The sequence below is a fragment of the Kitasatospora sp. NPDC023120 genome (assembly GCF_055560835.1).
Genome location: NZ_JBVHHY010000013.1, coordinates 17,194 through 41,790 on the forward strand (window position 1 = coordinate 17,194; position 24,597 = coordinate 41,790).

Below are 24,597 nucleotides of genomic sequence, written 5' to 3' on the forward strand. Positions count from 1 at the left end.
GTGCCCGCGCGGGTGACACGGGAATACCGTGCTGACGCACCTCCCGGCGCATTGGACTCCTCGCATACGATGGCCCGTGCGGTGGGGTGGACCCGCCGTGCAGTCGTCCAGTGCCAATACAGGCAAGGAGCCCGCTCAAGTGTCCGTCTTCGACAAGATCCTGCGCGCAGGCGAAGGCAAGATCCTTCGCAAGCTGCAGCGGATTGCTGCCCAGGTCAACTCCATCGAAGAGGACTTCGTCAACCTCACCGACGCCGAGCTGCGCGCACTGACCGACGAGTACAAGCAGCGGCTCGCGGACGGCGAGAGCCTGGACGACATCCTCCCCGAGGCGTTCGCCACCGTCCGCGAGGCCGCCAAGCGCGTCCTCGGCCAGCGGCACTACGACGTCCAGCTCATGGGCGGCGCGGCCCTGCACCACGGGTACGTCGCCGAGATGCGCACCGGTGAGGGCAAGACGCTCGTCGGCACCCTGCCCGCGTACCTGAACGCGCTCACCGGCAAGGGCGTCCACCTGATCACCGTCAACGACTACCTCGCCGAGCGCGACTCGGAGTGGATGGGCCGGGTGCACCGCTTCCTCGGCCTCGAAGTCGGCGTGATCCTGGCCAACATGACGCCCGCCGAGCGCAAGCAGCAGTACGCGATGGACATCACGTACGGCACGAACAACGAGTTCGGCTTCGACTACCTGCGCGACAACATGGCCTGGTCGAAGGACGAACTCGTCCAGCGCGGCCACAACTTCGCGGTCGTCGACGAGGTCGACTCGATCCTCATCGACGAGGCCCGCACCCCGCTGATCATCTCCGGCCCGGCCGACCAGGCGACCAAGTGGTACGCCGACTTCGCCAAGCTGGTGCTGCGTCTGAAGATCGACCGCGACTACGAGGTCGACGAGAAGAAGCGCACCGTCGGCATCCTGGAGGAGGGCGTCACCCGGGTCGAGGACTACCTGGGCATCGACAACCTCTACGAGTCGGTGAACACCCCGCTGGTCGGCTTCCTGAACAACGCCATCAAGGCCAAGGAGCTGTACAAGGCGGACAAGGACTACGTCGTCATGAACGGCGAAGTCATGATCGTCGACGAGCACACCGGCCGCATCCTGGCCGGACGCCGCTACAACGAGGGCATGCACCAGGCGATCGAGGCCAAGGAGGGGGTGGAGGTCCAGAACGAGAACCAGACCCTGGCCACCATCACCCTGCAGAACTTCTTCCGCCTGTACGACAAGCTCGCGGGCATGACCGGTACCGGCACCACCGAGGCCGCCGAGTTCCACCAGATCTACAAGCTCGGCGTGGTGCCGATCCCGACCAACAAGACGCCGCTGCGCATCGACCAGCCCGACCTGATCTACAAGTCGGAGCCGGCCAAGTTCGCCGCCGTGGTCGAGGACATCGCCGAGAAGCACGAGAAGGGCCAGCCGGTGCTGGTCGGCACCGTGTCGGTCGAGAAGTCCGAGTACCTGTCGCAGGAGCTGCGCAAGCGCGGCATCCCGCACGAGGTGCTGAACGCCAAGCACCACGAGCGCGAGGCGCAGATCGTCGCGCAGGCCGGCCGCAAGGGCGCCGTCACCGTCGCCACCAACATGGCCGGCCGCGGCACCGACATCATGCTGGGCGGCAACGCCGACCACCTGGCCGCCGCCGAGCTGGCGCAGCGCGGGATCACCCCGACGGACACCCCGGACGAGTACGAGGCCGCCTTCCCGGCCGCGCTGGAGAAGGCCAAGGCCTCGGTCAAGGCCGAGCAGGACGAGGTCAAGGAGGCCGGCGGCCTCTACGTCCTCGGCACCGAGCGGCACGAGTCCCGCCGGATCGACAACCAGCTCCGCGGCCGCTCCGGCCGTCAGGGCGACCCGGGCGAGTCCCGCTTCTACCTGTCGCTGGGCGACGACCTGATGCGCCTGTTCAAGGCCGGCATGGTCGAGCGCGTGCTCTCGATGGCCAACGTGCCCGAGGACGTGCCGATCGAGTCCAAGATGGTCACCCGCGCGATCGCCTCCGCGCAGACCCAGGTCGAGCAGCAGAACTTCGAGATCCGCAAGAACGTCCTCAAGTACGACGAGGTGCTCAACCGCCAGCGCGAGGTCATCTACGGCGAGCGCCGCCGCGTCCTGGAGGGCGAGGACCTGCAGGAGCAGGTCGGCCACTTCATGGACGACACCGTCGAGGCCTACGTCAAGGCGGCCACCGGCGAGGGCTTCGAGGACGACTGGGACCTGGACAAGCTCTGGTCCGCGCTCAAGCAGCTGTACCCGATCACCCTGGACCTGGCGGAGCTGGAGGAGGAGGCCGGCGGCTCGGCCGGCCTGACCCCCGAGTTCCTGGTCAAGGTCATCCAGGAGGACATCCAGGCGCAGTACGGCGCCCGCGAGGACCAGCTCGGCGCGGAGATCATGCGCGAGCTGGAGCGCCGGGTCGTGCTGTCGGTGCTGGACCGCCGCTGGCGCGAGCACCTCTACGAGATGGACTACCTCCAGGAGGGCATCGGCCTGCGGGCCATGGCGCAGCGCGACCCGCTGGTCGAGTACCAGCGCGAGGGCTTCGACATGTTCACCGCGATGATGGAGGGCATCAAGGAGGAGTCCATCGGCTACCTGTTCAACCTGGAGGTCCAGGTCGAGCAGCAGGTCGAGGAGGTCCCGGTCGAGGACGCCCAGGTGGTGCTCGACAAGCTGGAGAAGGACTCCGCCCGCCCGGAGATCAAGGCCAAGGGCCTGGAGGCCCCGAAGCCGCAGCGGCTGCACTACACGGCCCCCTCGGACGAGATCGGCGGCGGTGTGGTCGAGGGCGACTTCGAGGACCTCGCGCCGGAGGACGAGGGCGACGGGATGACCCGCGCCGAGCGCCGCAAGGCCGCCAAGTCGGCCAAGGGCCGCCGCCGCAAGGCCTGAGCCGGCCGCACGGCCCGGTCGGGCCGTGGGACACCAGGCAGGACGACGCGCAGGGCGCCGCTCCCGGACGGGGGCGGCGCCCTGCGCCGTCCCCTGGCCTCGCGTGTTCACCGTGCCTCCACGGCGGTGCACTGCCACTGCCCGGCCGGGCCGCGCTGCTCCAGCCGGAAGGCGACCATGTGGTGCCGCCGACCGAGGTCGACCCGCACGCAGGCCTCGACCGCGTCGGGCGAGGGCGAGCGGTCGTGCACCGGCCCGAGCCGGGGCCGGTCCGCGGCCCCGCCGCGGCGCAGCGCGCCCATCCGGACCAGCGAGGCGAGCTGTCCGTAGCCGTCCAGGCTGGTGTGCCGCATCAGCTGGCCGGAGGGCCGCGCGCCGGTGAGCACCTCGACCAGCTGGTGGGCGAACCGGGCGGCCAGCGCACGGGGATCGTGGCCGGGTGCGGCGGCGCAGTCGGCGCGGGGGTGCCGGGGTCGGCGCCCGGCCGGGTCGCAGGTGCCGCCGGCGGTGCGCGTGCCGCGGTGCGGGCGGGCGGAGAGGTGGGCGGTCACGGCGGCTCCTCGACGGGGTGGTGCGGGTACGGACGGGTCCAGGCTGGCGTCCTCCGGGGCGGGGCGGCAAGGTCTTTTCCGGGCTGCCGGAGCCGGGTTCCGAGTTCACCTATCCGGGTGAACCGGCCGGTGCGGCGAAGGGCCCGCACACCGGTCGTACGGCGCCCGGTTGACGTGGGGGAGCGGGCGGTACGGCCCGAAAGGGGACGCTGCGGTTCGGCGGACCGGGTGGCCGGCACCCCGCCGCCGCATTTGCGGCGTACCGGCCCGGCGCGCACCATCGGAGCCTGACCGGGAACCGCGGGGAGCGGACAGCCGCCCCCACGACGACGGGCGGCCGCCATGACGACACGGGTAGCAGCAGCGGTGCCGGCCCCGGCGGTCGCGGGCACCGCCCCGCCCGCCGCGGGCGCACCCCGGCGCGGTCTGGTGCTGGGCGGCGGCGGGATGCTCGGCGCCGCCTGGACGGTCGGCGCGCTGTGCGCCGTCGAGGAGGCCACCGGGCGGCAGCCGGGCGGGGCCGACGTCCTGCTCGGCACCTCGGCGGGTGCGATCCTCGCCGCGATGCTGTCCGGCGGCGTCCGCCCCGAGCAGCTGCGCGACCACCAGGGCGGGCTGCCGATCACCGACGGCCCGTTGGCCGGGGTCGCCTTCGACTACGACACCGCCGTCGGCGGTGCGCTGCCGCCCCGGCCCAGGGCCGGCATCGGCTCGCCCGGGCTGCTGCGCGACGCCGTCCGGCACCCGCGCGAGTACCCGTTGCTGACCATGGTCTCGGCGATGGCGCCGCACGGCCGGGGCTCGCTGGCGCCGGTCGGCGAGCTGGTGCGCGGACTGCTCGGTCCGGGCGGCTGGGCGGGGTCGGGTCCGGAGGTGGGCGACGGCGCGGCGGGCGCTTCGCTGCGGGTGGCGGCCGTGGACTACCGCAGTGGCCACCGGGTGGTCTTCGGCGACCCGGACGCCCCGGCGGTCGCGGTCGCGGACGCGGTGATGGCCTCCTGCGCGATCCCCGGCTGGTTCGCGCCGGTGCGCCTGAACGGCTCGGCGTACGTGGACGGCGGCTGCTGGTCGGCCACCAACGCCGACCTGATGCTCGGCCGCGGCCTGGACGAGGTGTACGTGCTGGCCCCGATGGCCCTGCGGCTGGACCCCCGGCCCGAGCGGTCCGGGCCGACCGGGCGCGGGCGCGACACCATGGCCGCACTGCGCGAGTGGCGCGACCGGGACCGTCCGCGCGGCGTGCTGGCCCAGCTGGTCAGCCGCTACCGGCACTCCGTCACCCGGCAGCTGCTGCGCGAGGCCGCGCTGCTGCGGGCCGAGGGCGTCCGGGTGCGGCTGCTCGCGCCGACCCTGGCGGACCTCGCGGTGATGGGCCCGAACATGATGGACCCGGCCCGCCGCGATGCCGTCCTGGAGAGCGCCCTGCGCACCAGCCGGGAGGCGCTGCGGGCGGCACGGTGATCGGCTGTCCCCGGAAGGGGCCGACTTCACCGGAGGTGATCACGGGAGCCCGGCGGAGCTTATTCTTGGGGCGCTGGAGAATCCGTTCCGCTGGACGAAGCCCGCTGGACCGAACCGGAGAGTGCCACCGATGCGCGTGTACGTGCCCACCACCCTGACCGGCCTGGCGGCGGCGCACGAGGGCGGCGCCCTGGAGCAGTCCGCGGCGTACGCCGTGACGCCCGCGCTGCGCGAGTGGTACGTCAGCGACGACATCGAGGAGCTGGAGTACGCGGCGCTGAACCGGGCCGCGCAGTCCTCCCTGCGGCTGCTGGCCGCCGACCCGGACGCCCCGCGCCGGCGCGTCGTGGTGGCGCTGGACGTGGCCGACGCGTCCGTACGGCCGTTCCCCGGCGACGAGTACCAGGACCAGGCCTCGCTCGGCCGGGTGGTGCTGGCGGGCCCGGTGCGGCTGGCCAAGGCCGCCGCGGTGCACGCGGACGTGGCCGACGACGAGGTGGTCACGGACGTCGCGGCGGCGGTGGCGGCGGTGGCCGCGGCCGACGCGGGCGACCAGGACGCCCAGTTCACCGTGGACGGCGCCGAGGACCACGACCTGCTCTGGTTCGCGACCCAGGAGATCTCCGCGCTGCTCGGCTGATGCCCGGCTGAGCGGGCGCGTGCCTCGGGCGCGCGCCCCGGGTGCGCCGGGTGGGGCGGGTGCGTGAGCTCGGTCCTACCGGCGCGTCGGTGCCCGGCGTTACCGTTGTGCCCCGTGCGCACTCACATCGTTTGGGACTGGAACGGCACGCTCTTCCACGACATGGAGGCGGTGCTCGGGGCGAGCAACGCCGCCTTCGCGACCATCGGCGTCGGGCCGATGAGCCTGCAGGAGTACCGCGAGCAGTACGAGATCCCGATTCCGAGGTTCTATCAGCGGCTGCTCGGCCGGGAGCCCTCCCGGGAGGAGTGGCTGAAGCTGGACGACGCCTTCCACGACCGCTATTACGAACTCAGCGCGGCCTGCGGGCTGACCGAGGGCGTGCGCGAGCTGATGGACGGCTGGCAGGCGGCCGGGCACAGCCAGTCGCTGCTGTCGCTGTACGTGCACGAGAAGCTGGTGCCGCTGATCGACGCGTTCGGCCTGAGCGGCCACTTCCTGCGGGTGGACGGGCGCAGCGGCCCGGCCGGCGGCCAGAAGGCGGAGCACCTGGTCCGCCACCTGGAGGCGCTCGGCGAGCAGGTGGACCCGGCCCGTACGGTGCTCATCGGCGACGCCGCGGACGACGCCCTGGCCGCGCTGAGCGTGGGCGCGCACGCGGTGCTGTACACCGGCGGCTCGCACACCCGGGCGAAGCTGGAGCCGGTCGGCGTCCCGGTGGTGGACACGCTGGCCGAGGCGGTCGAGCTGGCGGCGCGGCTGACCGCCTGAGGGTGTCGCCGCCGCGGGTCGTAGTGGCGGGCGCCACGTCCGCCGTCCGCGTGTCTGAGCGGGCGGATCGGGCCCGCGCTGGTCAGGCTGGAGCAGAGGGCCTGTCTTCCGGCTCCACCACCCGATCAGTCAGCAGGACGGAGCCGCCATGCCCATCGACGCAGTCACCGAGGTGCCGACCCCGGTCAACGAGCCGGTGCACGCGTACGCGCCGGGCAGCCCGGAGCGGGACCGGCTGGTCCGGCGGCTGGACGAGCTGGCGGCCGAGCAGGTCCCGCTGCCGATGACCATCGGCGGCGAGCAGCGCTTCGGCGGCGGGGAGCGGATCGAGGTCGTCCAGCCGCACCACCACGCGGCCAAGCTGGGCGTGCTCGGCAACGCCACCCGGGAGGACGCCCGCGCGGCGGTGGACGCGGCGCTGGCCGCCGGGCGGCAGTGGCGCTCGCTCTCCTTCGACGACCGCGCCGCGGTCTTCCTGCGCGCCGCCGACCTGCTCTCCGGGCCGTGGCGGGAGACGCTCAACGCGGCCACCATGCTCGGCCAGTCCAAGACCGCGCAGCAGGCCGAGATCGACTCCGCCTGCGAGCTGATCGACTTCTGGCGGTTCAACGTCCACTTCGCCCGGCAGATCCTGGCCGACCAGCCGCTCTCCTCGCCCGGCGTGTGGAACCGCACCGACCACCGCCCGCTGGAGGGCTTCGTCTACGCGGTCACGCCGTTCAACTTCACCGCGATCGCCGGCAACCTGCCCACCGCTCCCGCACTGATGGGCAACACCGTGGTCTGGAAGCCCGCGCCGACCCAGACGCTGGCCGCCCACCACCTGATGCGGCTGCTGGAGGCGGCCGGCCTGCCGCCCGGGGTGATCAACCTGGTGACCGGCGACGGCCTGCAGGTCTCCCCGATCGCGCTGTCCGACCCGGCGCTCGCCGGGCTGCACTTCACCGGCTCCACCGCCACCTTCCAGGCCCTGTGGCAGACCATCGGCGCCAACATCGGCGGCTACCGCACGTACCCGAGGATCGTCGGCGAGACCGGCGGCAAGGACTTCCTGCTGGCCCACCGCTCGGCCGACCCGCAGATCCTGAAGACCGCGCTGATCCGCGGCGCCTTCGAGTACCAGGGCCAGAAGTGCTCCGCGCTCTCCCGCGCCTACCTGCCGCGCAGCCTCTGGCAGAAGATCAAGGACGACTTCCTGGCCGAGGTGGACGCGCTCGCGGTGGGCGACGTGACGGACCTGTCCAACTTCATGGGCGCCCTGATCGACCGGCGCGCCTTCGAGAAGAACCGGGACGCCATCGACCGCGCCAAGGCCGACCCGACGATCGAACTGGCGGCCGGCGGCCAGTACGACGACGCGATCGGCTGGTTCGTGCGGCCCACCGTCCTGGTCTCCTCCGACCACCGCGGCGAGATCTTCCGCACCGAGTACTTCGGCCCGATCCTGGCCGTCCACGTCTACGAGGACTCCCGCTGGGACGACGTGCTGCGCCGGGTCGACGGCGGCGCCCCGTACGGCCTGACCGGCGCGGTGATCGCGCAGGATCGTTACGCCATCGCCCAGGCCGTGGAGGAGCTGCGCTTCACCGCCGGCAACTTCTACATCAACGACAAGCCGACCGGCGCCGTGGTCGGCCAGCAGCCCTTCGGCGGCGGCCGGGCCTCCGGCACCAACGACAAGGCCGGAGCCGCCCAGAACCTCCTGCGCTGGACCTCGGCCCGTTCGATCAAGGAGACCTTCGTCCCGCCGACCCACCACGGATACCCGCACATGGGCTGAGAGTGAACATCAGCCTCCGGTTTGGACATGCTGTCCAGGACGGACCCGACATCCTGCAGGTTTGCGCCTCCCTGTCCCTGTGCACCTTCGATTGATCCGGTTAGGCTGGCTGGCGTCGTCGGGTGGCTTGCAGGACGAACGTGTCGTCCTACCCACTGGGAGGACGTTTCATGCGTGCCATGAGCCCCTTTCAGTCGGATGGTGCGGCAGGATTGCGGCTGACCCGTCGGTGTACATCCACACACCACCGAGTCACGCAACGGCGCGCGACAGGAGCCAAGAAGTCATGCAGACCAAGCTGGACGCAGCCAAGGCCGAACTGCTCAAGAAGGCAGCCGCAGCCGCTGAGAACAGCCAGGTGGGGGGAGCGGCGCCGGGGGAGGGTCTGAGCAACGGAGCTCTGACCGCGTACCTGCACCACTACTACCTCCACACCGCGCCCGAGGACCTGGTCGACCGCGACCCGGTCGACGTGTACGGCGCGGCCGCCTCCCACTACCGCCTGGGCCTCAAGCGCCCGCAGGGCACCGCCGAGGTGCGGGTCCACACCCCCTCGGTGGAGGAGAACGGCTGGTCCTGCGGCCACACCGTCGTCGAGGTCGTCACCGACGACATGTCCTTCCTGGTCGACTCCGTCACCAACGAGCTGTCCCGCCAGGACCGCGGCATCCACATCGTGATCCACCCCCAGCTGGTCGTCCGCCGTGACATCACCGGCAAGCTGCTGGAGATCCTGGACGTCGACGCCTGCTCCCGCAGCCAGGCCGCCGGCGCCGAGTGGCCTGCCGACGCGACCGTCGAGTCGTGGATGCACATCGAGATCGACCGCGAGACCGACCGCGACGACCTGCGCGCCATCGAGAGCAACCTGCGCCGCGTGCTCGGCGACGTCCGCGAGGTCGTCGAGGACTGGGGCAAGATGCGCGAGAGCGCGCTGCGCCTGGCCGACGAGCTGGCCGAGGAGCCCCCGGCCGGTCTGCCCGAGCAGGAGGTCGGCGAGGCCTGGGAGCTGATGCGCTGGCTCGCCGACGACCACTTCACCTTCCTCGGCTACCGCGAGTACGACCTGGTCGAGCACGAGGGCGAGGAGGTCCTCAAGGCCGTCGCCGGGACGGGCCTGGGCATCCTGCGCGCCGACCCGCACAGCCACGACGACCGCCACCACTCGGTCAGCGAGGCCTTCGGCCGCCTCTCCGCGCCGGTGCGCGCCAAGGCCCACGAGAAGAAGCTGCTCGTCCTCACCAAGGCCAACAGCCGTGCCACCGTGCACCGCCCGGCCTACCTGGACTACGTCGGCGTGAAGAAGTTCAACGCCGCCGGCGAGCCGATCGGCGAGCGCCGCTTCCTCGGCCTGTTCTCCTCCGCCGCCTACACCGAGTCGGTCACCCGCATCCCGGTCGTGCGCCGCAAGGTCCAGGCCGTCCTGGACGAGTCCGGCTTCTCCAGCGAGAGCCACGACGGCCGCGACCTGCTGCAGATCATGGAGACCTTCCCGCGGGACGAGATCTTCCAGACCCCGGCCTCCGAGCTGCTCTCCATCGCCACCAGCGTGCTCTACCTGCAGGAGCGCCGTAAGCTGCGCCTCTTCCTGCGCCAGGACGAGTACGGGCGCTACTTCTCGGCGTTCATCTACCTGCCGCGCGACCGCTACACCACGCGGATCCGGCTGCTGCTCACCGACATCCTCAAGGAGGAGCTGAACGGCGCCACCATCGACTACACGGTGTACGCCACCGAGTCGGTGCTGACCCGCCTGCACTTCGTGGTCCGGGTCGCCCCGGGCACCGAGCTGCCGCAGCTCACCGACTCCGACATCGAGCGGATCGAGAACCGCCTGGCCGACGCCGCCCGGTTCTGGATGGACGGCTTCCACGACCAGCTGCACCTCGAGCTGGGCGAGGAGAAGGCCGCCGAGCTCGGCCACAAGTACGCCAACGCCTTCCCCGACGGCTACCGCGCCGACTTCCCGCCGCGCACCGCCGTCGCCGACATCAAGCAGATCGAGTCGCTGCACGGCGAGGGCGACTTCCGCCTCAACCTGTACCAGCCGGTCGGCGCCGGCGACGACGAGCGCCGCTTCAAGATCTACCGGGTCGGCGGCCCGATCTCGCTCACCGAGGTCCTGCCGGTGCTCCAGCGCCTGGGCGTCGAGGTGCTCGACGAGCACCCGTACGCGCTGCGCCGCTCCGACGGCACCACCGCGTGGGTGTACGACTTCGGCCTGAAGCTGAGCGAGGCCACCGACCTCACCGACGAGGCCCGCGAGCGCTTCCAGGAGACCTTCGCCGCCACCTGGACCGGCAAGGCCGAGAACGACGGCTTCAACGAGCTGGTGCTCACCGCCGGGCTGAGCTGGCGCCAGGCGATGATGCTCCGCGCGTACGCCAAGTACCTGCGCCAGGCGGGCTCCACGTTCTCCCAGGACTACATGGAGGACGCGCTCCGCAACAACACCCACACCACCCGCCTGCTGGTCAACCTGTTCGAGGCCCGGTTGAGCCCGAGCCACCGTTCGGGCGCCCTGGAGCTGACCGAGGGCATCCTGGAGGAGCTGGCCGGCGCGCTCGACGAGGTCGTCTCGCTGGACGAGGACCGCATCCTGCGCTCCTTCCTGAACCTCATCAAGGCCACCCTGCGGACCAACTTCTTCCAGCACGCCGCTGACGGCGAGTGGCACTCCTACGTGTCGATGAAGTTCGACCCGAAGGCCGTCCCGGACCTGCCGGCCCCGCGCCCGGCATTCGAGATCTGGGTCTACTCGCCGCAGGTCGAGGGCGTGCACCTGCGCTTCGGCAAGGTCGCCCGCGGCGGTCTGCGCTGGTCCGACCGGCGCGAGGACTTCCGCACCGAGATCCTGGGCCTGGTCAAGGCGCAGATGGTCAAGAACACCGTCATCGTGCCGGTCGGCGCCAAGGGCGGCTTCGTCGCCAAGCAGCTGCCGGACCCGTCGGTGGACCGCGACGCCTGGCTGGCCGAGGGCATCTCCTCGTACAAGACCTTCATCTCGGCGCTGCTGGACATCACCGACAACCTGGTCGGCGGCGAGGTCGTGCACCCGGCCGACGTGGTCCGCCACGACGAGGACGACACCTACCTGGTCGTCGCCGCCGACAAGGGCACCGCGACCTTCTCCGACATCGCCAACGGTGTCGCCGAGTCGTACGGCTTCTGGCTGGGCGACGCGTTCGCCTCCGGCGGCTCGGCCGGCTACGACCACAAGGGCATGGGCATCACCGCCCGCGGCGCCTGGGAGTCGGTCAAGCGCAACTTCCGCGAGCTCGGCGTCGACACCCAGACCGAGGACTTCACCGTCATCGGCATCGGCGACATGTCCGGCGACGTCTTCGGCAACGGCATGCTGCTCAGCGAGCACATCCGCCTGGTCGCCGCCTTCGACCACCGCCACATCTTCCTCGACCCGAACCCGGACGCGGCCGCCTCGTACGCCGAGCGCCGCCGCCTCTTCGAGCTGCCGCGCAGCTCCTGGGACGACTACGACAAGTCGCTGATCTCGGCCGGCGGCGGGGTCTTCCCGCGCAGCGCCAAGTCGATCCAGCTGACCCCGCAGGTGCGGACCGCCCTCGGCATCGAGGACAGCCGCGTCACCCCGGCCGAGCTGATGAAGGCGATCCTGCAGGCGCCGGTCGACCTGTTCTGGAACGGTGGCATCGGCACCTACGTCAAGGCCTCCACCGAGACCAACGCCGAGGTCGGCGACAAGTCCAACGACGCCATCCGCGTCAACGGCGAGCAGGTCCGGGCCCGGGTCATCGGCGAGGGCGGCAACCTCGGCTGCACCCAGCTCGGCCGCATCGAGTACGCGGCCACCGGCGGCCCGGAGGGCACCGGCGGCTGGATCGACACCGACGCGATCGACAACTCGGCCGGTGTGGACACCTCGGACCACGAGGTCAACATCAAGATCCTGCTCAACCAGGTCGTCGCCGAGGGCGACATGACGGTCAAGCAGCGCAACGCCCTGCTGGCCGAGATGACCGACGAGGTCGGCCGCCTGGTGCTGCGCAACAACTACGCGCAGAACGTGGTGCTGGCCAACGCCGTCGCCCAGGCGCACAGCATGGTGAACGTCCACGCCCGGATGATCAACCGCTTCGAGGCGGCCGGCCGGCTCGACCGGGCCCTGGAGTTCCTGCCCACCGAGCGCCAGATCCGCGAGCGCCAGCAGAACGGCCGCGGGCTCTCCCAGCCCGAGATGTCCGTGCTGCTCGCCTACACCAAGATCATCCTGGCCGACGAGCTGCTCGCCACCGACCTGCCCGACGACCCGTACTTCCGCACCGCGCTGCACGAGTACTTCCCCAGCGCGCTGCGGGCCCGGTTCGCCGACGCGATCGACAACCACGCGCTGCGCCGCGAGATCATCACCACGCTGATCGTCAACGACACGATCAACCGCGGTGGCTGCACCTTCGCCTTCCGCCTGAAGGAGGAGACCGGCGCGACCTACGAGGAGATCGCCCGGACGCACACCGCCGCGCGGGCCGTCTTCGGCCTGGAGTCGATCTGGGGCGAGATCGAGGGCCTGGACAACCAGGTCCCCGCCCGGGTGCAGACCAAGATGCGCCTGCACTCGCGCCGCCTGGTCGAGCGCGCCACCCGGTGGATGCTCAACAACCGCCGCCAGCCGCTCGACATCGCCGGCACCATCGAGTTCTTCCACGACCGGGTCAACCAGGTCTGGGGCTCGCTGCCCAAGCCGCTCCGCGGCGAGGACCTGGCCTGGTACGAGTCGATCTACAACGAGCTCGCCGCGGCCGGGGTGCCGGAGGAGCTGGCCACCCGGATCGCCGGCCTCTCCTCGGTCTTCCCGACCCTGGACATCACCGAGGTCGCGGACCGCTCCGGCAAGGACGTCGCCGACGTCGCCGAGCTGTACTACGACCTGGGCGACCGGCTGCAGATCTCGCACCTGCTCGACCGCATCATCGAGCTGCCCCGCACCGACCGCTGGTCGTCGATGGCCCGGGCCGCGATCCGCGAGGACCTCTTCGCGGCGCACGCGGCGCTGACCGCCGACATCCTGGCCTGCGGCCCCGAGGGCGCCACCCCGGAGGAGCGCTACACCGCCTGGGCGGAGCTCAACGCGACGCTGCTGAACCGCGCGAAGAGCACCCTCGACGACATAAGGGGTTCGGACAACTACGAGCTGTCCAGCCTCTCGGTCGCGATGCGCGTCATCCGCACCCTGCTGCGCACCGGCTCGATGCGCTGACGGACAGTCGCACGGAAGGGGCCCGCGTCCACGGACGCGGGCCCCTTCCGCTTTGCGTGGCTGCTCCCGGCCGCGGAAATGGATTGCGGGTCGTGGGCGGACCTTCGCTACGGTGACCCTCGAACGATCAAGTGGGGGTTTTGAGACATGGGGAAGAACCGAGCCTCGGTCCGCGCGGTGGGCGTGGGCATCTCGGTGGCACTGCTGGTCGCCGGCGCGGCGGCCTGCACGTCCGACGACAAGAAGGACACGGCGAAGGGCGACAGCGCGGTTGCGGCCCAGACGGGCACGCCCTCGGCGGCGCCCACGACGAAGGGGCCGGAGGCCTTCGCGGCGGCCGGCTACCGCGGGCTGAAGCCCGGGATGGCCAAGGACGCGGGCCTGGCCACCGGCGCGCTGGAGGCCGCACCGGTCTCGCTGCTCGACGGCTGCACGGACTTCGTCTACAAGGGCGGCCCGGCGCCGGACCAGGCCCGGATGACCGCCGAGGCGGCCACCGAGGCCCGTTACAAGGACCTCAACGCCAAGGCCGACGCGGCTGCCGGCAAGACGCCCGCCCCGGCGGGCACCCTGCCGCCGAACGCCTCCGCGAAGGACGCCGCGGCTGCTGCCGCCGGCTCCGCCGCCGCGGCCAAGGACTCCGCCGCCACCGCCAAGCTGATGGCGGACGCGACGCAGTCCATCGTCGACATGATGGTCGCCCGGGAGACCAAGGAGAAGGCGTACCTGGCCAGCGGCCGGGTCTCCTTCGCCGCGGCGGGCCTGCGCGAGCTGGTCGCCCCGGCGGAGGCGAAGACCGCCGAGGGCATCGGCGCCGGCGCCACCTTGGAGGCGCTGCAGCAGGCCTACGGCGCCAAGGGCCTCCAGCTGGCCAAGAGCGGCAAGTACGTGTTCCCGGTGGAGGGGCAGCAGGGCTGGCAGTACGAGTTCACCATGGACGGCGGCAAGGTCGCCGGGATGGCCGTGGTGAACCGCGAGCTGAAGTGCGTGTGACCGGCTGACGGCCGGTGAGGGCCCCGACGGACCGAGCCGGCCGTCGGGGCCCTTTGACGTCCTGTCGGTTCTAGCCGGGGGAGGTGTCAGCGGGCGGCGGCGCGTTGGAGGGCGCTGGCCAGGAGGGCGAGGTCGGTGGGGCCGTTGCCGAGCTCGCGGACGGGGCGGCGGGCCGGTGGGGCGCCGAGCTGGAGGGGGTCTATCGCGACCACGGTGGGTCGGAGGGTGGCGGTGCGGGGGATGCGCCCGCTGATCCGGGCGGTCTGGAACGCGGTGACGCCGCCGTCCGGCAGGCGGAGGTATCCGCGGCCGGGGGTGTCCTCGGGGAGGGCGGCGGCGTCGCCGAGGTGGATCAGCAGGTCGGAGTCGGCCGGGTCGTCGGTGCGCAGGGCGATGCGCAGCAGGGCGGCCTCGTCCACCTCGGTGCCGGCGCTGTCCTCCGGGCGGCCGGTGGCGACGGCGAGGTGGATGCCGAGCGGGCCGCCGCGGCGAGCGATGTCGGCGAGCGCGCGGGCGAGCGGGCGGCCGGCCGGGGAGGTGGGGGAGAGCAGGGCGTCGTAGTCGTCCACGACGACGACCAGGCGGGCCGGGACGGGCGACGAGGGGACGGGCGCCGCGGGGGCGGCGGGCCGGGAGCCCTCCGCGCTGCGCGGCGAGATGATCCGGGGCGCAACGGCCGACGCGGCTCCGACGGTGGCGGGCACCGGCACCTGCGGGTGGTCGGCGGGTTCCTCCTGCTGGCCGTCCAGGATGCGTGCGGCGTGCCAGGAGGCGAAGTCCAGGCCGTCGAACAGCCGCTCCCGCAGGGCGAGTTCGTCCTCGAGCGCCTCGGCCGCGAGCAGCGCGGCGCGCGGGTCGGCGGCGGCGTTCACCAGGCCGGTGACGTGCGGCAGCTCGGTGCAGCCGTCCAGTCCGTCCTGGCCGTCCGAGTCGGCCCGGCCCTCGACGATCGTGACGGTCAGCCGCTCGGGGCGTTCGGAGACGGCGAGCGAGGCGACCAGGGTGCGCAGCAGCTCGGTCTTGCCGGAGCCGCGGGCGCCGCCGATCAGCAGGTGCGGGCCGCCCGGGTCGGGGGAGGGGAGGGCGAGTTCGGGGTCGGCCAGGTCGAGGGTGCACAGCTCGTCCCGGGTGGTGCCGAGCAGTGCGGTGGCCGCGCCGATGCCGCCCGCGTGCGCGGCCCAGCGGGCGGACAGCTTGGCGGGGGTGACGGTGTCGAGCTGCAGCAGGTCGAGCAGCCGCAAGGCGTCGGGGAGCGGGCCGCGGGCGGCCGGGGCGGCCTCGCGCAGCGGGGCGAGGACGCGGGCCAGCCGCTCGGCCCAGGCGTCGGAGACCGCGTCCAGCGAGACCTCGTGCAGGGTCTCGCGGCCGCGGGCGACCGGGCGGTCGAGCGAGAGCTGGGTGCCGACCTCGCCGGTGATCAGGGCGGTGGCGCCGAGGCCGCGGGGGAGCAGTTCGGGCTGTTCGGCGAGGCAGATCGGGAAGATGCCAACCGCCGGGCCCTGGCGCAGCAGCAGGTCGAGGGCCTGCCGGGCGGTCTCGGTGGCGGGGCGGCCGTCCACCACGACCACGGTGGCGGGGTGGCCGCCGAGCCCGCTCGGGCCGCTGAGCCGGGCGGTGAGCTCGGTCAGCCGGGCGGTGGCCTGCTCGTCGTCCAGGCCGATCAGCAGGCGGCAGTCCTGGCCGTCGGCCGGGCGCAGGTGGGGCAGCCACAGGGCCCAGGCCCAGGTGTCGGTGCGTTCCTCGGCGGTGCGGGCCGGGTCGGCGTCGACCACGACCAGGCTGAGGCCGGTCGGCGGGTGCAGTGCGGCGAGCTGGGCGACGACGGCGCGGGTGAGGGCGTCCAGGCGCTCGCGCGGGCCGCAGAGGCCGAGGCTGCCGGCGGTCTGCAGGTCGAGGGTGACCGGGACGGCGGGCAGCATGGCGCCGGGCGTGGTGCCGGGGCCGCCGGGGCGGTCGGCCGTGCCCAGGCGCAGGGTGAGCGCGTCGGGGTGGCCGGGGCCGCGCTCCCAGAGCCGGGGGCCGGGGCCGATGGCGCTGAGCAGCAGGGTGGCGAGGTCGGGCCAGCGCTCGCGCTGGGCGGCGGCCTGGCGCAGCCGTACGGCGGTGTGGTGGCGTTCGGCGCTCTCCTGGCCGAGGGGTTCGGCGGCGCGGCCGGGAAGCAGGGAGAAGAGGCCGCGGCCGCGGACTTGGGCGGGCTCGGGGGCGGCGGGCGGCTCGACGACCGGGGGTGCGGGCCGGACCGGGCCGGGGGCGGAGAGCTGGAGGTGGCCGTGGCCGTCGGGCACGGCGGCGCGGGCGGCCCCGGTGGCCTCGGCCGCGTCGGGGGCGGCCACCTGCAGGGTGGACTCGCCGATCCGCAGCAGGGCGCCGGGCTCCAGCGGGACGGCGGCCTCGGGCGGTCCGGGCGGGACGATCCGGCCGTCCTGGGCGGTGCCGTTGGTGGAGCCGAGGTCGCGGACGGAGATCCGGCCGGTCTCGGCGAGGTGCAGCGCGAGGTGCAGCCGGGAGACGTCCGGGTCGTCGAGCGGGACGTCGGCCTCGCCGGAGCGGCCGATCCGGATCTCCCGGCCGTGCAGCCGGTGCACGCCGCCGGCGTCCGGTCCGCCGATCACGCGCAGTTCGGCGGCAGCGGGGGTGTCGTCGGGGTCGTCGGCGGTGGGGTCGGGCTCGTTGAGGCTGAGGACGGCTCCGTCGAGCAGCGGGGGGTGGCCGAGCAGGGTGTGCTCGTCCACCCGGTGCGCCCCGGCGTAGAGGTGCACGTGGGTGGCGGCCCGCGGCCCGCGTACGCCCACGGCGCCCGCGAGGGCGCCCGCGATGGCGCCGAGCGCGGTACCGACGGGTGCGGTGACCAGCACGTCCACGTAGGGGATGGCGGAGCCGGCGGCGGTCGGGCCGCTGCGCGGTCGGAGGACGGTCAGCCGGATCTGCATCTCGCCCGCGGGTCCCTTCTGCTGGTGTGAAGCCTGGTACCCCGGCGCCGTCGCGGACGCACCGGGCGGCCGCGGCGACCCCATTGGGCCACACGAGTGGCGAGTGTCCATCCTGCCATCCGTCACGGACGGTCCGCGCACGGTACCGGATTTGACGATCTTGCGATCATCGCCATGGTGGAGGCGACGGTGAGTCAGGTCAACCGCCGCCGTCGCGGCCCCCTGAGCGGGCCCGCCGGCCACTCCGGGTACTCCCCTAGGGGAAGTCCCCCAACCCTCCTCGGATGGCCTGCCGGTCACCCCGAAAACCCGCACGGACACCGTTAGAGTGGCCGCAGACACGGGCCCGGCAGGCTCACCGCACCGGCGGAGGAGCGCCCCGCGCGGGCGGCACGGCGAGGAGTGCGACAGGTGCGGCCAGTCGGCAGCAAGTATCTGCTGGATGAGACCCTCGGTCGGGGTGCGACCGGCACCGTCTGGCGCGGCGTGGTGCGCGAGGACGTCCACGTGCCGGGCAGCGAGCCCGGGCAGCGGGTGGCGATCAAGGTGCTGCGCGAGGAGCTGGCCGCCGACCCGGACGTCGTGATGCGCTTCCTGCGCGAGCGCTCGCTGCTGCTGCGGCTGACCCACCCCAACATCGTCCGGGTCCGCGACCTGGTCGTCGAGGGCGAGCTGCTGGCCCTGGTGATGGACCTGGTGGAGGGCCCCGACCTGGCCCGCTACCTGCGCGCCAACGGCCCGTTCAGCCCGATCGCGGGCGCCCTGTTGATGGCCCAGGTCGCGGACGCGCTGGCGGCCAGCCACGCGGACGGGATCGTCCACCGCGACCTCAAGCCGGCCAACGTGCTGCTCGCCTCCACCGTGGTGGACGGTGTCGAGCGGATGCACCCGCTGCTCACCGACTTCGGCATCGCCCGCCTCGCCGACTCCCCGGGCGTCACCCGCACCCACGAGTTCGTCGGCACCCCGGCGTACGTCGCCCCGGAGTCCGCCGAGGGCCGCCCGCAGACCTCCGCGGTGGACGTGTACGGCGCCGGGATCATGCTGTACGAGCTGGTCACCGGCCGGCAGCCGTTCCAGGGCGACAGCGCGCTGGCCGTCCTCCAGGCGCACCTGGCGCAGGAGCCGCAGCGGCCCAGCACCATGCCCGAGCCGCTCTGGACGGTGATCGAGCGCTGCCTGCGCAAGGACCCGGCCCAGCGGCCGAGCGCCACCTCGCTGGCCCGCGCCCTGCGGGTGGTCGCGGCCGGGGTCGGCGTGCACGCCTCCCCGGCGGCGGTGGACGAGGCGCTGGCGGTCGCCGCCCTGCTGCAGCCGGACCCGCAGCCCACCGCGGTGCCCGGCACCGTCCCCGTCGTCCCCGTCGTCCCCGTCGTCCCGGGGGCGCCGGCCGGCGCCCCGCAGTACGACCCCGCCGCGGCGACCCGGGTGATGAGCACCCAGCCGCCGCCCGCGCCCCCGTACGGCGCCCAGGACCGCACCCAGGTGATGCCGCCCACCGCCGTGCCGCCGCCCCCGCCCGCCGCGCCCGCGGGGCCGCAGGAGGAGGCGCCGCACCCGTGGCAGACCCAGCTGCGCGCGGCACGGGACCGCAACCAGCAGACCCAGGTCGGCTACTTCGGCCCGGAGGACTACGAGGACTACGGCGATCCGCAGGTCGCCCCGGCGCCCTATCAAGCCGGACAAGGGGGGCCGGCCGGACAGGGGCAGCCGGGAGGCCAGGGCGCACCGGGCGGACGGCCCGGCTACCAGCCGCAGCCGCCGGCCGGCTACCGGCAGGCCCCGCCGCCGCCCGGCTACGCGCAGCGCCCGCCGGTGGCCCCGCCGCCCTACCAGGCCGGTCAGGGCGGTCAGGGGAGCCAGGCGGGCCAGGGTGGTCGGTCCGGGGGCCGTCCGCAGCCGCCCGGCGGCTACCGGCAGGCCCCCGCCGGGTACGGCCAGCCGCAGGGCGGCTACCCGCCGCCACCCCCGCCCGCCCCGGTGTCGCGCCGCGCCGAGCCGCCCGCTCCGCAGTACCGGGAGGCCCCGCCGCGTCGCGAGGAGCCGCCGCGCGAGCCCGCCCGCCGCGAGCCCGCTCCGGCCCGCGAGCCGCGCCCGCGCAGCCGCAACCGGATGTACATCCCGGGCCTCGGCTGCCTCAAGGGCTGCCTGATGGTGCTGCTGGTGCTGGCCGTGGCCGCGGTGGCGCTGTGGAACTTCACGCCGCTCCCGCACTACTGGGACAACGTCGTGGGCTGGTTCGACTCGGCGCGGGACTGGGTGAACAGCGTCGTCGGCACGTAGCGCCGCGGCGGACCGGTTCGGGGCCGAGTCGGGCTCCGGACCCGTCCCGGACGGCAAGATTGACGCTTTGTCGACAATTCTTGAGATTTCTCGCCCGAGACTCCCGTTCGGGGCCCCTCAGGCGGCCCCCGGGGGGCCCGAGGGCGCGTAGGTTGGTCGCTGTTGTCCCGCCCCACCGAGCGCACCGGACCCCCGGAGTGCTCCCGCGCCGCCCACGGAGCAGCATTGGCACGCAAGATCGGCAGCCGGTACACCGTCCACCAGGTGATCGGCCGGGGTTCGGCCGGGACGGTCTGGCTCGGTGAGGGGCCCGACGGCCCGGTGGCGGTCAAGCTGCTGCGCGAGGACCTCGCCTCCGACCAGGTGCTGGTCGGCCGCTTCGTCCAGGAACGCACCGCGCTGACCAGCCTCGACCACCCCCGGGTGGTCGGCGTGCGCGACATGGTCGTGGACGGCAGCGACCTCGCCCTGGTGATGGAGCTGGTCCAGGGCACCGACCTGCGCTCCCGGCTGGAGCGGGACGGCGCGCTGCCGCCGCAGACCGCCGCGTCGATCATCGCCGACGTCGCCGACGGCCTCGCCGCCGCGCACGCGGCCGGGATCGTCCACCGCGACGTCAAGCCGGAGAACGTCCTGCTCGACCTCGCCGCCGCCCCCGGCCCCGGCGGCGCCCCGCGCGCCAAGCTCACCGACTTCGGCGTGGCCCGCCTGGTCGACGCCCCGCGCCGCACCCGCGCCACCCGGATCATCGGCACCCCCGACTACCTCGCCCCCGAGATCATCGAGGGCCTGGAGCCGCGCGCCGCCGTCGACATCTACGCCCTCGCCACCGTCCTGTACGAGCTGCTGGCCGGCTCCACCCCCTTCGGCGGCGGCCACACCGGCGCGGTGCTGCGCCGGCACGTCACCGAGCAGGTGCCGCCGATCCCCGGCCTGCCGGACGGACTGTGGCGGATCATCTCCGAGTGCCTCGCCAAGGCCCCCGCCTCCCGCCTGCGCGCCGCCGAGCTGGCCGCCCGGCTGCGCGAGCAGCTGCCCTCGCTGGCCGGCCTGCCGGTGCTCGCCGTGCCCAGCCAGGGCCGCGCCCCGGCCGAGGAGCAGCTGACCCCCGGCGAGGCCGTCTACGCCGAAGTCGACGCCGGCCCCGGCCTGCACAAGCGCCGCCGCGGCCCGGCCGTCCCGCTGGTGCCCGGCACCGCCCCGGACTCCACCCGGGACACCCACACCAGCCTGCGCCGCCCGTCCGCCGAGGAGCTGGCCGCGTACGCCGCCGAGTCCCGCGCCCAGCGCACCGCCCCGGGCCACCGCAGGGACCACCGCCAGGCCCTGCTGCGCCGCCGCCGGCTGCTGGCCGTCCTGCTGGCCACCGTCCTGCTGCTGGCGGGCGCCGCCGCGGCCTGGACGGCCTTCGCCGCCACCACGCCGGACCGCGGTCACCCGGCCCGCCCGGCCGTCCACAGCACCGCCCCGCGGGCACCGTAGTCCCGATGGGAACGGGGGTGTCGTCATGACCACCCCCGGAACCATTACCCTGGGGGGCGTGGCAGCCGTCGATCCTTCCGAAGAGCTCAAGAACCTCGATACGACCATGGGGTCGATCGAGGCCGTCCTCGACCTGGACAAGATCCGGGCCGACATCGCGGTCCTGGAGGAGGAGGCAGCCGCCCCCACCCTGTGGGACGACGTCGCGAACGCGCAGAAGGTGACCAGCCGGCTCTCCTTCCTCCAGGGCGAACTGCGCCGGGTCGAGGGCCTGCGCGGCCGCATCGACGACCTGGGCGTGCTGTTCGAGCTGGCCGAGGCCGAGGACGACGCGGACACCCGCGCCGAGGCCGAGACCGAGCTCGTCGCCCTCCAGAAGGCGGTCGAGGAGCTGGAGGTCCGCACCCTCCTGTCCGGCGAGTACGACGCCCGCGAGGCGCTGATCAACATCCGTGCCGAGGCCGGCGGCGTGGACGCCGCCGACTTCGCCGAGCAGCTGATGCGCATGTACCTGCGCTGGGCCGAGCGGCACGGGTACCCGACCGAGGTGTACGACACCTCGTACGCCGAAGAGGCCGGCATCAAGTCCGCGACCTTCACCGTGAAGGCGCCGTACGCCTACGGCACCCTCTCGGTCGAGCAGGGCACCCACCGTCTGGTCCGCATCTCGCCGTTCGACAACCAGGGCCGCCGGCAGACCTCCTTCGCCGGTGTCGAGGTCCTCCCGGTCGTCGAGCAGTCCGACCACGTCGACATCGACGAGGGCGACCTGCGCGTGGACGTCTACCGCGCCTCCGGCCCCGGCGGCCAGGGCGTCAACACCACCGACTCGGCGGTGCGCATCACGCACATCCCGACCGGCATCGTGGTCTCCTGCCAGAACGAGCGCTCGCAGATCCAGAACAAGGCGTCCGCGATGAACGTCCTCCAGGCCAAGCTCCTGGAGCGGCGCCGCCAGGAGGAGAAGGCGGCGATGGACGCGCTCAAGGACAGCGGCAGCTCCTGGGGCAACCAGATGCGCTCCTACGTGCTGCACCCGTACCAGATGGTCAAGGACGTCCGCACCACGTTCGAGGCCGGCAACCCGCAGGCCGTCCTTGACGGCGACATCGACGGCTTCATCGAGGCCGGCATCCGCTGGCGCAAGCAGCGCGAGACCTCGAACGAGGCGTGAGGATTCGGGCCTCGATGAGAATCAAGCGCAGCATCGAGGCCGGCATCCGCCGGCGCAAGCACCGCGAGACCGGCGCCGAGTAAGCACCGGACACGACGAAGGCCCCCGACCGCAGTGGTCGGGGGCCTTCTCGTACGTCCCGTGGTCGTCAGGCCAGTGCCTGCCGCGCGATCAGTGCCACCGCGAGCAGTCCGGCCAGCAGGGCCAGCAGCATCGCGGGGGAGAGCGCGGCGAACGGCCCCTGCTGCTCCTGCAGCCGGGCCCGGTTGGCGCGGCACACGGGGCAACGCCCGTCGCTGACTCGGCCGTTGCAGTTGGCGCACACCAGATGGTCGCAGGTCATGCGATCTCCTCCTCGCTGCTACAGCCAACGCGCCGGACGGGGCTTTGGTTCCAGTTCTTGCCCTGTACGGGGGAGCGGCCGGACGCGGTCGCCACCTCCCACTCTGCCAGGTTCTGGCGGTTCCGGCTCCCGGGCTGTGAGATGCCTCGCAATATTCGGGGCATAAACGGACATTGTCCCCCAGGTTCGGGTCGCTGTCACGGGCTGGCCCTGCGGGCCGGTTGCCGATTCGCGTATGGTCCCAGACCGGGAGCGGCCCTCTGCGGCTCCTTTCGCCCGCCCCCGGACCCGGGCCTCCGGGGCGGACCGACCGAGGACTGGCGCCGCCTAGGATGGCCTCCGTGATGCAGCCGTGATCAGATTCGACAACGTCTCCAAGACCTATCCCAAGCAGAACCGTCCCGCCCTGGACAACGTCTCGCTGGAGATCGAGAAGGGTGAGTTCGTCTTCCTGGTCGGCTCGTCCGGCTCGGGTAAGTCCACCTTCCTGCGCCTGTGCCTGCGCGAGGAGCGTCCCTCCACGGGCTCGGTGCACGTGCTGGGCAAGGACCTCGGCAAGCTGTCCAACTGGAAGGTGCCGCACATGCGCCGCCAGCTGGGCACCGTCTTCCAGGACTTCCGTCTGCTCCCCAACAAGACGGTCGCGCAGAACGTCGCCTTCGCCCTCGAGGTGATCGGCAAGCCCAAGAGCGCCATCAACAAGGTGGTGCCCGAGGTGCTGGAGCTGGTCGGCCTCGGCGGCAAGGAGGACCGCATGCCGGGCGAGCTGTCCGGTGGTGAGCAGCAGCGCGTGGCGATCGCCCGCGCCTTCGTGAACCGTCCGATGCTGCTGATCGCGGACGAGCCCACCGGCAACCTGGACCCGCAGAACTCGGTCGGCATCATGAAGCTGCTCGACCGCATCAACCGCACCGGCACCACGGTGCTGATGGCCACCCACGACCAGGCGATCGTCGACCAGATGCGCAAGCGCGTCATCGAGCTCGACAAGGGGCTGCTCGTCCGCGACCAGGCCCGCGGCGTCTACGGGTACCAGCACTGACCCACCAGCGCTGAGCCCGTAGGGCCGCAGGCCCGAACCGCCCGACCCCGCAGTACCGACCCTGGAGTTGTTTCCCGCATGCGTGCCCAGTTCGTCCTGTCGGAGATCGGTGTGGGTCTCCGACGCAACCTGACCATGACCATCGCGGTCGTGGTCAGCGTCGCGCTCTCCCTCGCCCTCGCCGGTTCCTCGCTCCTGGTCCGCGACCAGGTGAACTCCATGAAGGGGTACTGGTACGACAAGGTCGAGGTGAGCATCTACTTCTGCACCAAGGCGGACGCCCGGAACTCGCCCCAGTGCGACAAGGGCGCGGCCACCGACCAGCAGGTCCAGGACATCAAGGACCAGCTGGACAAGATGAGCTCGGTGGTCCAGTCCTCGACCTACGAGAGCTCCCCCGACGCGTACAAGCACTGGAAGGAGATGAACCCGGACAACCCGCTCATCGCCGTCCTGGGCCCGGACGCGATGCCGCAGTCCTGGCGGGTCAAGCTCAACGACCCGACCAAGTACGACGTCATCCAGAGCGCCTTCGCCGGCAAGCCCGGCGTCAAGTCGGTCGAGGACCAGCGGAAGATCCTGGAGAACCTCTTCGGCCTGCTCAACGGTCTGCAGAAGGCCGCCTTCGTGATCATGGTGCTGATGCTCTTCGTCGCCCTGCTGCTGATCGTCAACACCGTCCGGGTGTCGGCGTACAGCAGGCGGCGCGAGACCGGCATCATGCGCCTGGTGGGTGCCTCGAACTTCTACGTCCAGATGCCCTTCATCGCCGAGGCCGCGTTCTCCGCGCTGCTCGGCGCGGTGATGGCCTCCGGGCTGCTGATCGGCGGGCACTTCTTCGTCCACAGCTGGCTGGCCGACCGGGTGCAGTTCATCCACTTCATCGGCCTCGGCTCGGTGCTCGCGGTGATACCGCTGCTGGTCGTGGTGGGTATGGGCATGGCCGGCATCGCGGCGTTCTTCACGCTGCGCAAGTACCTCAAGGTCTGATCCCCGGACGCCCCGACGGCCC

General features: G+C 72.8%; 15 protein-coding genes. 12 read left to right on the top strand and 3 right to left on the bottom strand.

Features of this window, described 5'->3' with window-relative positions; genetic code table 11:
- Positions 1-139 precede the first annotated feature (139 nt).
- Positions 140-2,902, top strand: coding sequence for a preprotein translocase subunit SecA (secA, locus tag ACZ3TI_RS20220; protein ID WP_465727979.1), 2,763 nt, complete (start codon positions 140-142; stop codon positions 2,900-2,902).
- A gap of 107 nt (positions 2,903-3,009) precedes the next feature.
- Here the strand turns inward: secA and ACZ3TI_RS20225 are convergent, their stop codons facing one another.
- Positions 3,010-3,453 (bottom strand): Rv3235 family protein, encoded by a 444-nt coding sequence (locus ACZ3TI_RS20225; protein WP_465727981.1) that lies wholly within the window; start codon positions 3,451-3,453, stop codon positions 3,010-3,012.
- A 342-nt stretch (positions 3,454-3,795) separates the two neighbouring features.
- On the opposite strand from ACZ3TI_RS20225, the gene ACZ3TI_RS20230 reads away from it, so the two are divergent.
- The 6 genes from ACZ3TI_RS20230 (at position 3,796) to ACZ3TI_RS20255 (ending at position 14,331) form a co-directional block, all read left to right on the top strand.
- On the top strand, positions 3,796-4,914 hold the full coding sequence (locus ACZ3TI_RS20230; RefSeq protein ID WP_465727983.1) for a patatin-like phospholipase family protein: 1,119 nt from the start codon (positions 3,796-3,798) through the stop codon (positions 4,912-4,914).
- 130 nt (positions 4,915-5,044) lie between these two features.
- A complete protein-coding gene (locus tag ACZ3TI_RS20235) occupies positions 5,045-5,554 on the top strand; it encodes a DUF6912 family protein (protein ID WP_465727985.1) in 510 nt (169 codons plus the stop codon).
- A 114-nt stretch (positions 5,555-5,668) separates the two neighbouring features.
- A complete protein-coding gene (locus ACZ3TI_RS20240; RefSeq protein WP_465727987.1) occupies positions 5,669-6,325 on the top strand; it encodes an HAD family hydrolase in 657 nt (218 codons plus the stop codon).
- A gap of 154 nt (positions 6,326-6,479) precedes the next feature.
- Entirely contained in the window at positions 6,480-8,105 is a 1,626-nt protein-coding gene (gene pruA, locus ACZ3TI_RS20245; protein WP_465728323.1) for an L-glutamate gamma-semialdehyde dehydrogenase, read from the top strand.
- 286 nt (positions 8,106-8,391) lie between these two features.
- Entirely contained in the window at positions 8,392-13,338 is a 4,947-nt protein-coding gene (locus ACZ3TI_RS20250) for an NAD-glutamate dehydrogenase (RefSeq protein WP_465727989.1), read from the top strand.
- Positions 13,339-13,485: 147 nt separating this feature from the next.
- On the top strand, positions 13,486-14,331 hold the full coding sequence (locus tag ACZ3TI_RS20255) for a hypothetical protein (RefSeq protein ID WP_465727991.1): 846 nt from the start codon (positions 13,486-13,488) through the stop codon (positions 14,329-14,331).
- Positions 14,332-14,417: 86 nt separating this feature from the next.
- On the opposite strand, the gene ACZ3TI_RS20260 is transcribed toward ACZ3TI_RS20255, so the two are convergent.
- Complete coding sequence (locus ACZ3TI_RS20260) at positions 14,418-17,261, bottom strand: FtsK/SpoIIIE domain-containing protein (protein ID WP_465727993.1); 2,844 nt, start codon at positions 17,259-17,261, stop codon at positions 14,418-14,420.
- 411 nt (positions 17,262-17,672) lie between these two features.
- On the opposite strand from ACZ3TI_RS20260, the gene ACZ3TI_RS20265 reads away from it, so the two are divergent.
- The 3 genes from ACZ3TI_RS20265 to prfB all read left to right on the top strand — a co-directional run bounded on the left by ACZ3TI_RS20265 (position 17,673) and on the right by prfB (position 22,200).
- Positions 17,673-19,544, top strand: coding sequence for a serine/threonine-protein kinase (locus ACZ3TI_RS20265; RefSeq protein ID WP_465727995.1), 1,872 nt, complete (start codon positions 17,673-17,675; stop codon positions 19,542-19,544).
- Positions 19,545-19,769: 225 nt separating this feature from the next.
- Positions 19,770-21,026, top strand: a complete 1,257-nt coding sequence (locus ACZ3TI_RS20270) for a serine/threonine-protein kinase (RefSeq protein WP_465727998.1) — start codon at positions 19,770-19,772, stop codon at positions 21,024-21,026.
- A 58-nt stretch (positions 21,027-21,084) separates the two neighbouring features.
- A complete protein-coding gene (gene prfB / locus ACZ3TI_RS20275; RefSeq protein ID WP_465728000.1) occupies positions 21,085-22,200 on the top strand; it encodes a peptide chain release factor 2 in 1,116 nt (371 codons plus the stop codon).
- A gap of 148 nt (positions 22,201-22,348) precedes the next feature.
- On the opposite strand, the gene ACZ3TI_RS20280 is transcribed toward prfB, so the two are convergent.
- Positions 22,349-22,543: a hypothetical protein gene (locus ACZ3TI_RS20280; protein WP_030059729.1), complete on the bottom strand. Its 195-nt coding sequence runs from the start codon at positions 22,541-22,543 to the stop codon at positions 22,349-22,351.
- 352 nt (positions 22,544-22,895) lie between these two features.
- On the opposite strand from ACZ3TI_RS20280, the gene ftsE reads away from it, so the two are divergent.
- Positions 22,896-23,585, top strand: a complete 690-nt coding sequence (gene ftsE / locus ACZ3TI_RS20285; RefSeq protein WP_360239098.1) for a cell division ATP-binding protein FtsE — start codon at positions 22,896-22,898, stop codon at positions 23,583-23,585.
- Between the two features lie 78 nt (positions 23,586-23,663).
- On the top strand, positions 23,664-24,575 hold the full coding sequence (gene ftsX, locus ACZ3TI_RS20290; protein ID WP_465728002.1) for a permease-like cell division protein FtsX: 912 nt from the start codon (positions 23,664-23,666) through the stop codon (positions 24,573-24,575).
- The last annotated feature ends 22 nt before the right edge of the window (positions 24,576-24,597 follow it).